Origin of the sequence: Pseudomonas sp. RC4D1 (assembly GCF_018390395.1) — a bacterium.
Classification (GTDB): Bacteria; Pseudomonadota; Gammaproteobacteria; order Pseudomonadales; family Pseudomonadaceae; genus Aquipseudomonas; species Aquipseudomonas danubii.
Genome location: NZ_JAHBAW010000001.1, coordinates 1637878 through 1650321, shown reverse-complemented (window position 1 = coordinate 1650321; position 12444 = coordinate 1637878). Strand labels below are relative to the sequence as shown.

Sequence of the window (12444 nt, the reverse complement as noted above, 5' to 3'; positions counted from 1 at the left end):
CGCTTCAGGGGGCCAGGCGCTCCCGGCTCCACTGCCCCGCCTGCAGGCGATAGTTCAAACGGTCATGCAGGCGGCTGGGGCGACCCTGCCAGAACTCGATGCGCTCCGGCAGCAGGCGATACCCCCCCCAATGTTCCGGGCAATCGGGCTGACTATCACTGAAACGCGCCTCGGTGGCCTTGAGCAATTCCTGCAACTCGTTGCGATCGGCGATCACCCGGCTTTGCGGTGAAGCCCAGGCCCCCAACCGACTCCCCAGAGGGCGCACCTGATAATAGGCATCAGACTCCTGGGGAGTGACCTTGACCACCTTTCCTTCGATCCGCACCTGACGCTCCAGGGTCGGCCAGAAGAAGGTCATGGCGGCAAAGGGCCGTGCGGCCAGTTGCTCGCCCTTGGCGCTTTCGTAGTTGGTGAAGAAGGTGAAACCCTGTTCATCCAGCCCCTTGAGCAACAAGATGCGGCAGTGGGGACGACCCTCGGTATCGACAGTCGCCAGCGTCATGGCATTGGCCTCTACCGGCGGTTGCTCGGTCTTCACCGCTTCGGCAAACCACTGATGAAACAGCGCGAAGGGTTCACCCGGGGCCTGAGCCTCGGACAAACCATCGCGGGTGTAATCCCGGCGCATATCAGCCAGAGACTGAGTCATGCCTGCTTCCTTATCCTTGAGAATCAGTTTTTAGCCTGAGCAGTAGCCGTTGTTTTCTTCGCTGGAGCTGCGGCCTTCTTCGCTGGAGCCTTCTTGGCGGCAGGCTTCTTGGCAACGGTGGACTTCTTCGCCGGCGCTGCGGCCTTTTTGCCGGAGGCAGCAGGAACGGGCAGCTTGGCATCTTGCACCGCGACCATTTCGGTCTCGGACGGCGTCGGCTGGTTGTACTTGCTCAGCAGGCCCAGCATGGTGCTGCGCTGGGTCAGCATGATTTCCACTCGACGGTTCAGCGAACGGCCTTGAGGGCTGTCATTGGCAGCACGTGGCATGACCGCACCCATGCCACGCAGCATCAGGCGGTCCTGCTTCAAGCCGCTGAGGCTGAAGATGGCAGCAACGGACTGGGCGCGATCACGGCTCAGCTTCTGGTTGGCCAGGGTCGGGCCGGTCGCATCGGCGTGACCGAGAATCAGTACGGCGGTCTTGGGGTCACCTTCAACAGCCTTGGCCACGCGGGTGAATGGGCCCAGGGTCACCGGCAGCAGCATGGCTGGACGGTCCGGGTTGAAGGACGCATCGACCAGCGCAGTCACCACCAGCACGTTTTCGCGACGTTCTACTTGCAGCTTGCTGTCCTTCACCGCTTCACGCAGGCGCGGCTCGTAGTCGTCCAGCCAGGCCTGGGTGATTTTCGGGTCGGGCATTGGAATGTCCGCCACGTTGACCTTGCTCAGGGGCCTGGGTTGGCTCTTGGCAAACGGCCACCACCAGTGGGTCTCGGAGTCGGCGGCCTTGGCGACCTCTGGAGCTGGAGTCGGCTCGGCTTTCTTGGTCTCAGCCACAGGCTTGTCGGCGGATTCCTTGGAGGAGAACGGCCACCACCAGTTGCTGCTCTCGGCCTTGGCGGCAGGAGCGGCAGGTGCTGCGGCTACAGGGGCAGGAGCTGGAGCAGGCTCGGCTGCTGCCGTCTTGGCGGCAACCGGAGCTTTGCCGGCCGGTGCTGCCTGCTTCGCGGAGGCGGTGGTTTTACCGGCAGCGGCCGCAGGAGCAGCGGGCTTGGCCGCCACTGCCGGCTTGCCCGCTGGAGCGGCAGGAACTGGAGCTTCGGCTGCGACGGGTTTTTCAGCGGCCTGCGGGGCTTCCTTGCTGCTGGCCTTATCGGACCCGAACGACCACCAATGGCCGCCATCCGCTTCATTTTGTGGGGTTTGTGCACAACCGGTGACGGTCAGGCAGATGGCCAAGGCTAGAGACTTGTTCGACGACATGGGATATCCACAAAATGAGATAAAAAATTCGGTCTACATGACCGGTACAAACAGACGCTTGGAAATTATAAAAGCCACAGGGTTCCGTCCTGCAGCTTTCCAAGCATGTTTAAGCAAAAAAGTGCTTAACAGCAACCTTTTTACAGACAATCCGACAAAGCCCGCACCAGCTTCTGTGCCCGTGGATCCATCAATACATAAGGCCCCAGGGTATTTGTCACAAAACCGAACGCCACATCATGCTCCGGGTCAGCAAAACCGATGGAACCCCCGGCCCCCGGATGCCCGAACGCCCGAGCCCCCAGGCCAAAAGTGGCATTGGCGACCTGGGGTTGATCAAGCATGCAGCCCAGGCCGAATCGGGTCTGGGTCAGCAGGGTCTTGTCCATGCCCAGGCTGTGTTCGCGGGTCAGCTCTTCGAGCATATCGGCCTCCAGCAAGCTGCCATCGAGCAGGCCGCTGTAGAACCCGGCGAGACTGCGGGCGTTGCCATGGCCATTGGCTGCCGGCTGCTGCATGCGCCGCCATTCGGGTTTGTTGGTGCTGGTCATGATAGACGGTGGATTGGTGAAGGCCCGGGTGGTCATGGCCGTCGGCTCGCGCAGGGTCACCTGCAGCAAGCGCTGGGCTGCTGCGTCACCCACATTGCCCTTGCCACGGGCGATATGCGCCACCCGATGGAACTCTTCGTCGGCCAGGCCGACATGGAAGTCCAGCCCCAAGGGTCTTGCCACCCGGGCCGCAATGGACTCTCCCGGACCGCGTCCATCGGCGCGTCGGATCAGTTCACCCACCAACCAGCCATAGGTGATAGCGGCGTAGCCATGCCCGTCACCCGGCGTCCACCAGGGCTGCTCGGCGGCCAGGGCATCGACCATGGTCTGCCAGTCGTAGAGGGCCTCGGCAGGCAGCAACTCGCGCAGGGCCGGCAAGCCCGCCTGATGACAGAGTAATTGGCGCAAGGTAATGGCAGCTTTGCCTGCTGCGGCAAACTCCGGCCAGTAACTGGCGACCGGCGCATCCAGCCGGAGCTTGCCTTCGGCCACCAGTTGCAGGGCAGTGACCGCAGTGAAGGTCTTGGTGCAGGAGAACAGATTGGCGATGGTATCGCTGTGCCAGGCCTCGGCACCGTCCTTGTCGGCGGTGCCGGCCCACAGGTCGATGACGGTTTCTCCGCCGATCTGGATGCACAGCGCCGCGCCGCGCTCCTGGGGATCGTCGAACAGTGCCGCGAAGGCTTCGCGTACCGCCTCGAATTTAAGTTCGTAATGACCCTGAATCTGCACCCTGACTCCCCCAGCACATTTGCTCGACAACGAGGCGCGCATTGTTCCAGCCCGAAACGGATTTGGGAACAGCCAACGGAGCTCTGCGCAGCGCGGCAGAGCCCCGGATCAGTCAATGACCGTTAGCGGAATGGCCGCCAGCGTGCTCACCCGCGCCCTTGCCTTCGTGGCCCTTGCCCGCTTCCTCGCTGCCATGCTCGGCGGCTTCAGCCTGCTGCGCCTGAACCCGGGCCTTCTGTGTTTCCTTGGCCAGTTGTTCAATCGCCTGCAGGTTGCTCTTGCGCACATTGTCGACAAAACCCTGGAAGGGCACATCGGTAATGCCCACCAGGCCAAAATGGCCATTTTCACCGTCCAGCAGACGTCCGGTTACCGGTTGGTCGAGATACTGGAACCAATGCACACCGACAATCGATGGCTCACTCACGGCCTGTTTGAGGAAGTTGGCGTAGGCCGGTCCACGATCTTCCTCCCGAGCCAGCTCGGTCACCCCGCCCCAGAACGGGCCACGATCCCGGGAGCCGAAATTGAACTCGGTCACCAGCACCGGCTTGTCCAGGCTGCGCAGGTACGCAAAGTCCTGACCGTCCTGAGGCTTGAGGGTGTACATGTTGAAGCTCAGCACATCGCAGTACTGGGCACAGGCCGCCACCGCCTCGGGATTGCTGACGGCAAAGCGACCGCCCAGCAGCAGATGGTTGGGGGCATGCCACTTCAGCGAGTCGGCGATGGTCTTGAAATAGGTCTCGGCAAAGACTTTCTGGAAATACTTGAAGTCAGCCTCGATCTCCGGGTGTTCGGGACTTGGCTGTGGCGGCACGAAACCCGGGTCTTCCATCAACTCCCAGGCCGGCAGATCGATGCCCCAGGCTTTCGACAGGCCCGCCTGGTTACGATATTTGTCCCGCAGTTGCTTGAGGAAGGCCCGTTTGGCCGGCACATCGGTGGTCAGGCGCAGGGTGCCGTAGGCCAGGGCATAGCGGGCTTTTGGATCATCACCGGGACCGGCCCAGGCCAGCTCGTTGTCGGCAAAATAACCAATCAGCCACGGATCATCCCGATGGTCGCGGGCGGCGATGGCCACGGCGCGCTCGGTGGCCATGGCAAAGCGCGGATCGAAGGGATCCGGCATGCCGCCCCACCAATCACTGCCCGTGCTGATGCTGGCGTAATCACCCACGATGGACAGCGGCAAGGTGTAGGGCACCCGGTCGGCCGCCCCCAGCGCCGGGGCGCTCCAATTACCGATGGTGTTGAATCCCCAGGCCTGCAAGCGGTCCAGGGTGTGGCTGACCCAGCGTCGCTCATCGAAGGTCGGTGTCGCGCATGGGACTGCGGCGGCTTCAGGCGCCGCTGGCTTGGGCTCGGTACTGGAGGCTTCGGCCGGAGCTTCGCTGGCCATTGCACAGGGGGCGCTGTAGGTACGTTGCAGGTTGGCCCGATAGAAGTCGTACCAGCGGCCGGCGTTGTAAGCACGTCCCCGGTCGGCGCCGTTGCCGCCACGGTTGTCGCCTTCACCGTAATGGCTCGCCAGGGGCTCGCCGTCCTTGGGCAAGGCGCTGAACATCCACTCACGCCCGGCGACATAGGTCTGGCTGTTATCCGGGGCCACGGTGTTGACGCCCAGGGAGTAGAACGGGTGACCTTGCGGAGTCACCAGGAACCAGCGCCCGTCACGCTTTTCCGTGCGAAAGAAACCGCTGGCCTTGAAGCTCGGGCCCTTGTCCCAGCCGCCAAACTTGTCCAGGGAAGTCTTCTCGCGCTCGCCAAGCCACGCCTTGAGTTGCTGCTGTTCCTTGGCATCGGCCGCCTTGAGCTGATCGTCGCTGGTAATCTTTTCCGGCCAGCGGGACCGGGTCGACTGGCCGTAGCCATCCACCAGGGAACCGTAGACCGCCTTGATCACGCCCTCGCCGTCCTGCACGCCAAAGCGCTCGAGGAGAATACTCTGAGCGGCCTTGGGGCTATCCAGGGACAAGGTCACCGACACCACCTGGCTGCGGTCCAATTGTCCCTCGCTGCTGGCCAGCAGGATGCGCTGGCCGTCCACGGTCATCGGCATCGGCGGCGCGGCCTTCATGCCCTGGCTCAGGGGAGTGTTGGCCACCAATGGCACCAGCAGGGTCTGCGCCGGCCCCGCGAGCAGATCGACGCGGCTGACCAGGGTCTTGCCGTCGTTGCTTTGAATGGTCACATAGAGGGTCAGGGCCCAGTTCATGGCGCTCTGGATGCGCAGGCTCATCATCCCCGACTGCGACCAGTCCCAGGCACCGCTCTGGGGCGTCAGGGTCAGGCTGGGCCGACTGGTCGGGTTGAAGATGATGCGCCGCAGCACTTCGCCTTCGGCCGTTTGCTCCGCGTTGGACTGCGGCAGGCTGGCATCTTGTGTCGCCACCTGCACCACAGCGGCAGGCCGGACAAAGTTGAACAGCGTCTGTTGTCCGGTCGGGGCCGCCCACACAGGCGCGGTAAACAACAGGGCAAATACAGCGGGCAACGAACGGCGAATCATATGAACCTGGCTCTCCCTAAAGACCGATGAACGGCCGGTGCTGAAGCGGTGATATGAAATAGACAGCAAGGCGCGCAAAGGTGCGCGCCTTGCTTATGATATTTCTCGGCGAAATGGCGGCAAGGCATTGAGGATAGCCTTGCCATAGCGCTGGGTGACCAGGCGGCGGTCCAGCAGGGTGATGGTGCCGCGGTCCTGCTCGGTACGCAGCAGACGGCCGCAGGCCTGAACCAGCTTGAGAGAAGCATCCGGCACCGAGATTTCCATGAATGGATTGCCACCCCGGGCCTCGATCCATTCCGCCAGCGCCGCTTCCACCGGATCATCCGGTACCGAGAACGGGATCTTGGCGATCACCACGTGCTCACAATAGGCACCGGGCAAGTCCACCCCTTCGGCAAAGCTCGCCAGGCCGAACAGCACGCTGGAATCGCCACCGTCGACCCGGGCCTTGTGCTTGTTGAGGGTTTCCTGCTTGGACAGATTGCCCTGGATGAACACCTGCTTGCGCCAATCCCGATCCAGACCGTCGAACACGTCCTGCATCTGCTTGCGCGAAGAGAACAGCACCAGGGTGCCCCGGGAGCCTTCCACCAGTTCCGGCAGGTCGCGGATGATCGCCGCCGTATGCGCCGGCGCATCCCGCGGATCGGCACGCAGGTCAGGCACTCGCAACACCCCGGCATCAGCGTGATGGAACGGGCTGGGTACCACCGCAGTCACGGCTTTCTTCGGCAGCCCGGCACGCATGCGGAAGCGGTCGAAGGTGCCCAGGGCGGTCAGGGTCGCCGACGTCACCAGGGCGCCGTAGGCCACGTTCCACAAATTGCGTCGGAGCATCTCCGCCGCGAGGATCGGGCTGGCGTTGACCTCGATGTCGAACAGCGAGCCGCTCTCGGCCAGGGTCAGCCAACGGGCCATGGGCGGATTGTCTTCCGGGTCCTCGATGGTGAACGCGGTCCACAGCTCCCAGTTGCCCGACGCCCGCGCCAGCAGGCTACCGAACAGCGGATACCACTCTTCGGCCTGATTGCTGGCGATGCCGATATTGACCTCGCCATCCATGCCTTCCTTGAGCAGCTCAGTGAGGCGGGTGAACAGATCGGTGAGACGGGAGAAGCCCTTCTTCAACTCGATGCCCATCTCGCGCATGTGGTCGGGGATCAGCCCGCCGACGAAGCGATGGCGTGGCCGTTCGCGGCCTTCCATGTCTTCGCCGGTCTTGAAGTCGGCGATCTGCTCGCAGGCGCTGAACATGAACTGCTGCTGGGTCTTGATCTCCCGCGCCAGCTCCGGCACTTGCTCGATCAAGCGCCCCAGATCCCCCGGCAGCGGGTGCTGGGCGAGCAACTTGGTGAGGTTCTTGGCGGTCTGCTCCAGCCAGTCGGCGGTGGAGCGCAGCCGGGTGTAATGGGCAAAGTGGCCGATGGCCTTATCCGGCAAGTGGTGGCCTTCGTCGAACACATAGAGGGTGTCGCGCGGGTCCGGCAGCACGGCGCCGCCGCCCAGGGCCAGGTCGGCCAGGACCATGTCATGGTTGGTGACGATCACGTCCACCTTGCCCATGCCTTCCCGAGCCTTGTAGAAGGCGCACTGGCCGAAGTTCGGGCAGTGTCGATTGGTGCACTGGCTGTGGTCGGTGGTCAGGCGTGCCCAATCGGCGTCTTCCAGGGCGGTGGGCCAGCTGTCGCGGTCACCGTCCCATTTATTCCCGGCGAGCTTCTCGATCATGCTGGTGAACAGCTTCTGGCTGGCTTCATCCACTTCGATCTTGAAGCCTTCTTCCTCGAACAGCTGGGCCGTGGCGGTCTGCGCGTGGCCTTCCTGAAGCAACATATCGAGCTTGGACAGGCACATGTAGCGCCCGCGGCCCTTGGCCAGGGAGAAGCTGAAGTTCAGCCCGCTGTTGCGCATCAGGTCCGGCAGGTCCTTGTAGACGATCTGTTCCTGCAGGGCGACGGTGGCGGTGGCAATCACCAGGCGCTTGCCGGCGGCCTTGGCCGTGGGAATGGCCGCCAGACTGTAGGCCACGGTCTTGCCAGTACCGGTGCCGGCTTCCACCGCGACCACCGCCGGGTCGCCACTGCGCCGGCCCTCGTCGTCGGTGTCGATATCACCCAGGACCTTGGCCACTTCGGCAATCATCAGGCGCTGGCCGTAACGCGGCTTGAGGCTCTTGGCTTCGAGAAAACGCGAGTAGGCGCCCTGGATCGTGGTTTTGAGTTCGTTGCTGATCATGGTTTTTCGGGCGCACAAAACGCTGGATAAATTTTCAGTGGTTCGAATCGGCCGCTATCATACCCCGCTAATTCATGTCGCGCAGAACGGAGTACCCGAATGACCGCTTTCGCCCTTGCCTACACCTTGCATGTACTGGCCGCCCTGGTCTGGGTCGGCGGCATGTTTTTCGCCTGGATGGTCCTGCGCCCGGCAGCCGTGGCGGCTCTTGAGGGACCGGCGCGACTGCAGCTCTGGGTGCAAGTGTTTCCGCGTTTTTTCGTCTGGGTCTGGGTCGCCGTGGTGCTGTTGCCGATCAGCGGTATCGGCCTGCTGCATTTGCGCTTCAGCGGCTTTGAAACCGCACCGAAGTATGTGCAGATCATGATGGGGCTGTATCTGGTGATGACCGCCCTGTTCATCCGCATCCAGTCCCTGCAACTGCCGGAGCTGCGCAAGGCCGTCGCGGCGCAGGACTGGCCGGCCGGCGCCGCGGCGCTGGGCAAGATCCGCCGGCTGGTGGGCAGCAACCTGATCATCGGCCTGGTACTGGTGGCCCTGGCAGCGGCCCGGCCAAGCTTCTGAAAGCAACCGCCCGCTACAGGAGCGGGCGGCTGGAACAATCCATCTTTCGAGGTTGACTACAAGCGCTGGACCGTCAGTGACCCCGCCTCGCCCACAGGGCCCGGCTGCCCCTGAGCACCGGGACGCCCGCTTTTGCCGCCGTCGGTTCGGTAAACCAGGCAGCCCTTGGACTTGCCCCCAGCCCCCGGTTTGCCGCCGGCACCGGCCAGGCCGCCGGCGCCACCATCGACCAGGACCTTGATCTGCTCGCTGGGGTAATCACGGGGCAACTCCAGCCGGACCACCGCGCCCGAAGCCCCGGGCCGGCCGTCACCGCCGTTGTCACCATCGGCACCGCGCCCGGCCTGCCCCCAGGTGCAACCCGGCTCCTGGCCATTGGCGCCATCAAGGCCGACGTAACCGGGAGCCCCCTTGCCACCGCGGGCGTCCACGAACAATTGCTCCGCGTTCAAGGACTCGATTCGCAGGTTCAGATTGCGCCCCGGCTTGGCCACCTTCTCATAGGTGCCCGGTGCACCACGGGAGCTGATCTGGCTGCCGCTCTCCAACTGCGCATGGCGGACAATCAGTTGCAGGCTTTGCCCGGTAGGCGCGATGGCGATCCGCGCGTCACGTCCCAGATGCAGGTCGTCGACCTTGAGTTCGGTGACATTGGCCGGAATCAGCAAGGTGCCGTAGTCCGCCACGTCCAGACGCTCCAGCTGCAGGGTGCTGGCGGCATTGGGCAGGCGCATGAAGGAGTTGGTTTCAACCTGGACCACCTGGGCCACGGCCAGAGGACTGCAGAACAGGGCCAGCAGGCAAAGCTTACGCATGGTCGGTCTCGGCAACAGGAGCAGCAGCGGGAAGGGTTTGCAGGTGGAAGATCCCCACCAGCAGGATGTGTAAACGATCACGCCAGGGATGTGGACGCTCCTTGAGGCTGCCATTGAACAGCAGCAGTTCCAGCAAATGGGTCAAAAGCAACAGGCTACCCGCCAGGTTGACCAGCAGGTGCAACGGATTGATCAATGGATTGACCAGATTGATCAACACCACCAGCCAAAAGACCAAGGTCAGAAACTTCCCCGCCCCCCATAAGACCTTCATAGGCTCCCCTTGTGAATTATTCTTTGCGCGCACAGTAACGACTTACCCCGGGGATACGCCAGAGGTCGATGAAAATTCTTCCCGAAGCGTCTGTTTAGCGGCCCGATCGGCGAGGATCGCCGACCCGGACCGCCTCGTTTCAACGTTGGAGATGCAGTTCCACGCGACGATTCGTTGCTCGCCCCTGCTCACTGTCGTTATCCGCTACCGGCTGACTTTCTCCCAGGCCCTGGCTGCTGATTTTTTCCGACGCCACGCCCTGGCCAACAAGAAAGGTGACGACACTGCTAGCGCGGCGCTCCGAGAGCTTCTGGTTATAGGCATCGGAACCCTGGCTGTCGGTATGCCCGAGCACCTTGATGCTGACCACATCGGCATCGGCCAGCTTGGCCATCAGCCCCTGCAGCTGGTTGCGCGCCTCGGCGGTCAACTCCGCGGAGTCGAAGGCGAAAAGCACATTGCCCTGGTCACTCAGGGTGATCACTTCCGCAGGCGCTGCTACCTCAGGCTCCGGCGCCTTGACCACTGCCGGATACTCGGGCATCGGGCAACCGCGATTATCCACCGCCGTGTTGGAAGGCGTGTCCGGGCAACGATCGCGACGATCGAATACCCCATCGCCATCCTCGTCGCCATCCTGGGCGTAACAGATCAGGCCACCACCGATCAGCCCCAGGGCCGCGCCTCCAGCCGCCCAACTACCACTCTCGATCGCTCCCAAGCCACCGCCGGCCAGCCCGCCGAGCAGACTACAGAGGGGCCAGGTGCGTTGGTTGAGGGGAGCAGTGCCATCACTGTGGGTTGCGCAACCTGTCAGTAGGCCGCCGAGCAACAGGACCGGGAAAACGGCCCGAGGAAGAAGGTTCATCATGAATGCTCCTGTGTCACCGGCAAGACCGGTCACACAGGAGTAAAGACTGCCATCGACGGCTGCACAAGCCGCGCAGGCAAAGGGTTTCAGCGGTTGATCTGGATCTCCGTACGACGGTTCATCGCCCGACCCGCGGCCGTCTTGTTGTCCGCCACCGGCTTGCTTTCACCGGCTCCGGTCACTGACACGAAACTGTTGCGGGGGATGCCGTTGCTGATCAGATAGTCCACGACCGAGTGGGCACGCTTGTCCGAGAGTTTCTGGTTGTAGGCATCGCTGCCGACGCTGTCGGTGTGTCCGGTCACGCGCAGCTGTGCAGTCGGCGCTTCCTGTTTCAGGCGGCTCACGATGGTGTTGAGCTTGGTCTTGTCGGCGTCGGTCAACTTGGCCGAGTCGAAATGGAAGTAGACATCGCGGATGACGATGGTTTCCTCCTTGACCACCACGACTTCTTCCACCACCGGAGGCGGCGGCGGGCAACCGTTGGCATCGACCTGTACACCTTTGGGGGTATGCGGGCACTTGTCGCGGCTGTCCGGCACGCCATCGCCGTCTTCGTCGCCATCGCCTTTTACCCAGCAGTAGGCACCTGCCAGACCACCGACCAACAGTGCGCCACCACCCGCCCACGAGGCGCTTTCGGTGGCGCCCAACGCCGCGCCCGTGACGCCGCCGACTGCGGCACAGGTTGGCCAGTCGGTTTTCTGCAAACCTGCACAACCAGTCAACACACTGGTTAACAGAACCAAGGGTACTGCCGTCCGAATGATGCTCATCTGATTTCTCCTGAGGGATCGGCTCGAGGCCGATTCACGGAGTAAAGACTGCACATTTCATCTGCGCCAGCACCGGGCTATCAGTGATTTCGCCCCGTAAATACGGGAGGTTCGCCGATTTAGTGGCGAACCGCTCTAGGCCCGAGGGTGCCAGCACGCTAGTCTTGGGCGTTCTGATCGAGGAGCTACAATGAGCGCCGGAATTTCTACCCGTACCCCCCAGCAGGCTCTGGCGGCCTTGCTGGACCGTTACGCCCCCCAACAGCTGCTGCTGATCGGCGCCAGCGACTTCCCCGCCCTGGCCGCATTCAAGGAGGCTCATCCCGCTACCGAGGTGGCTCAGGCGGCCCCCGGCCCCTTGCCTGCGGAGCTGGCTGCACGGCGTTTCGACCTGGCCCTGGCGGTGGATTGCCTGGAGCACCTGCCCAAGCGTGATGGCCTGAACCTGCTTGGGGGCATTCGCAACCTCAATGCCAGCCGGATTGCCGTGCTGGCCGACCTGAGTGCCTGCGGCTGGCAGGAGACCGACTTTTTCTCCCTGGCGCTGCAGGCCAGTGAACGCTTCCAGCGGGACGAACAGGTGCTGACCCTGTTTACCTATGATCTGCTTGAATACAAACAAGTGCCCGACTGGCTCAACGCTCGCTTCTGGGCGAACCCGGAAAACTTTGGAAAGTATTGGTGGTAACACAATGAGCGCCTCGATTTGTCCTTGTGGCAGCGGCAACCTGCTGGACGCCTGCTGCGGCCACTACCACGCCGGTCATCCCGCCCCTTGCGCCGAAGCCCTGATGCGTTCGCGCTACAGCGCCTACGTGCTGGGGCAAGTGGACTACCTGCTGGCCACCACACTGCCCGTACAACAGGCAGGCCTGGATCGCCAATCCATCAGTGACTGGAGCGCACAAAGCACCTGGCTGGGGCTGGAGGTAGAAAGCTCGGAGGTCTTCGGCGGTCAGCCCGAACATGCCTTCGTCACCTTCACTGCGCGCTGGCATGACAACCAGGGCGAACACAGCCATCGCGAACGCTCGTCCTTCGTGCAGAATCATGGACGCTGGTATTTCATCGACCCCACCGTGCCCCTGAATGCCGGACGCAACGACGCCTGCCCCTGTGGTAGCGGGCAAAAATTCAAGAAGTGCTGCGCCGGCTATTTCACACGCTGAGCCTTTGCAGGCCAGGCAC

General features: G+C 63.0%; 12 protein-coding genes. 3 read left to right on the top strand and 9 right to left on the bottom strand.

The genetic code is table 11. The features are described from left to right. Positions 1 to 4 precede the first annotated feature (4 nt). The 5 genes from pdxH to dinG form a co-directional block, all read right to left on the bottom strand. A complete protein-coding gene (gene pdxH, locus KHO49_RS07525) occupies positions 5 to 652 on the bottom strand; it encodes a pyridoxamine 5'-phosphate oxidase (protein WP_170002618.1) in 648 nt (215 codons plus the stop codon). Between the two features lie 23 nt (positions 653 to 675). Continuing rightward, complete coding sequence (locus tag KHO49_RS07520) at positions 676 to 1920, bottom strand: OmpA family protein (RefSeq protein WP_213664829.1); 1245 nt, start codon at positions 1918 to 1920, stop codon at positions 676 to 678. Between the two features lie 140 nt (positions 1921 to 2060). Further along, entirely contained in the window at positions 2061 to 3206 is a 1146-nt protein-coding gene (locus tag KHO49_RS07515; protein WP_102878620.1) for a serine hydrolase domain-containing protein, read from the bottom strand. A 112-nt stretch (positions 3207 to 3318) separates the two neighbouring features. Then, the gene (locus KHO49_RS07510; RefSeq protein ID WP_213664828.1) at positions 3319 to 5718 is read right to left on the bottom strand and encodes a beta-galactosidase; all 2400 of its coding nucleotides are present in this window, start codon (positions 5716 to 5718) and stop codon (positions 3319 to 3321) included. 93 nt (positions 5719 to 5811) lie between these two features. Next, positions 5812 to 7956: an ATP-dependent DNA helicase DinG gene (gene dinG, locus KHO49_RS07505; RefSeq protein WP_102878618.1), complete on the bottom strand. Its 2145-nt coding sequence runs from the start codon at positions 7954 to 7956 to the stop codon at positions 5812 to 5814. Between the two features lie 99 nt (positions 7957 to 8055). Between dinG and KHO49_RS07500 the strand changes: the two genes are divergently transcribed. Continuing rightward, positions 8056 to 8520, top strand: coding sequence for a CopD family protein (locus tag KHO49_RS07500; RefSeq protein WP_102861461.1), 465 nt, complete (start codon positions 8056 to 8058; stop codon positions 8518 to 8520). A 56-nt stretch (positions 8521 to 8576) separates the two neighbouring features. Here the strand turns inward: KHO49_RS07500 and KHO49_RS07495 are convergent, their stop codons facing one another. From KHO49_RS07495 to KHO49_RS07480, 4 genes are all read right to left on the bottom strand, one after another. Next, the gene (locus tag KHO49_RS07495) at positions 8577 to 9335 is read right to left on the bottom strand and encodes a collagen-like protein (protein ID WP_213664827.1); all 759 of its coding nucleotides are present in this window, start codon (positions 9333 to 9335) and stop codon (positions 8577 to 8579) included. Beyond that, on the bottom strand, positions 9328 to 9609 hold the full coding sequence (locus KHO49_RS07490) for a DUF1145 domain-containing protein (protein ID WP_102878616.1): 282 nt from the start codon (positions 9607 to 9609) through the stop codon (positions 9328 to 9330). The genes KHO49_RS07495 and KHO49_RS07490 overlap by 8 nt, the downstream gene beginning before the upstream one ends. Before the next feature lie 139 nt (positions 9610 to 9748). After that, the gene (locus KHO49_RS07485) at positions 9749 to 10477 is read right to left on the bottom strand and encodes a PA1041 family peptidoglycan-binding anchor lipoprotein (RefSeq protein WP_213665257.1); all 729 of its coding nucleotides are present in this window, start codon (positions 10475 to 10477) and stop codon (positions 9749 to 9751) included. 89 nt (positions 10478 to 10566) lie between these two features. After that, positions 10567 to 11256, bottom strand: coding sequence for a PA1041 family peptidoglycan-binding anchor lipoprotein (locus KHO49_RS07480; RefSeq protein WP_102878615.1), 690 nt, complete (start codon positions 11254 to 11256; stop codon positions 10567 to 10569). A gap of 190 nt (positions 11257 to 11446) precedes the next feature. Between KHO49_RS07480 and KHO49_RS07475 the strand changes: the two genes are divergently transcribed. Then, positions 11447 to 11944: a DUF6231 family protein gene (locus tag KHO49_RS07475; RefSeq protein WP_102861456.1), complete on the top strand. Its 498-nt coding sequence runs from the start codon at positions 11447 to 11449 to the stop codon at positions 11942 to 11944. Between the two features lie 4 nt (positions 11945 to 11948). Then, entirely contained in the window at positions 11949 to 12425 is a 477-nt protein-coding gene (locus tag KHO49_RS07470; protein ID WP_102861455.1) for a YchJ family protein, read from the top strand. Positions 12426 to 12444: the final 19 nt, after the last annotated feature.

Excerpts from the sequence above, each read along its gene's own strand:
- dinG (WP_102878618.1), bottom strand. The coding sequence starts at position 7,956 with ATGATCAGCAACGAACTCAAAACCACGATCCAGGGCGCCTACTCGCGT.
- KHO49_RS07495 (WP_213664827.1), bottom strand. The coding sequence starts at position 9,335 with ATGCGTAAGCTTTGCCTGCTGGCCCTGTTCTGCAGTCCTCTGGCCGTG.
- KHO49_RS07470 (WP_102861455.1), top strand. The coding sequence starts at position 11,949 with ATGAGCGCCTCGATTTGTCCTTGTGGCAGCGGCAACCTGCTGGACGCC.
- KHO49_RS07520 (WP_213664829.1), bottom strand. The coding sequence starts at position 1,920 with ATGTCGTCGAACAAGTCTCTAGCCTTGGCCATCTGCCTGACCGTCACC.
- KHO49_RS07510 (WP_213664828.1), bottom strand. The coding sequence starts at position 5,718 with ATGATTCGCCGTTCGTTGCCCGCTGTATTTGCCCTGTTGTTTACCGCG.
- KHO49_RS07500 (WP_102861461.1), top strand. The coding sequence starts at position 8,056 with ATGACCGCTTTCGCCCTTGCCTACACCTTGCATGTACTGGCCGCCCTG.
- KHO49_RS07475 (WP_102861456.1), top strand. The coding sequence starts at position 11,447 with ATGAGCGCCGGAATTTCTACCCGTACCCCCCAGCAGGCTCTGGCGGCC.
- pdxH (WP_170002618.1), bottom strand. The coding sequence starts at position 652 with ATGACTCAGTCTCTGGCTGATATGCGCCGGGATTACACCCGCGATGGT.
- KHO49_RS07485 (WP_213665257.1), bottom strand. The coding sequence starts at position 10,477 with ATGAACCTTCTTCCTCGGGCCGTTTTCCCGGTCCTGTTGCTCGGCGGC.
- KHO49_RS07480 (WP_102878615.1), bottom strand. The coding sequence starts at position 11,256 with ATGAGCATCATTCGGACGGCAGTACCCTTGGTTCTGTTAACCAGTGTG.
- KHO49_RS07490 (WP_102878616.1), bottom strand. The coding sequence starts at position 9,609 with ATGAAGGTCTTATGGGGGGCGGGGAAGTTTCTGACCTTGGTCTTTTGG.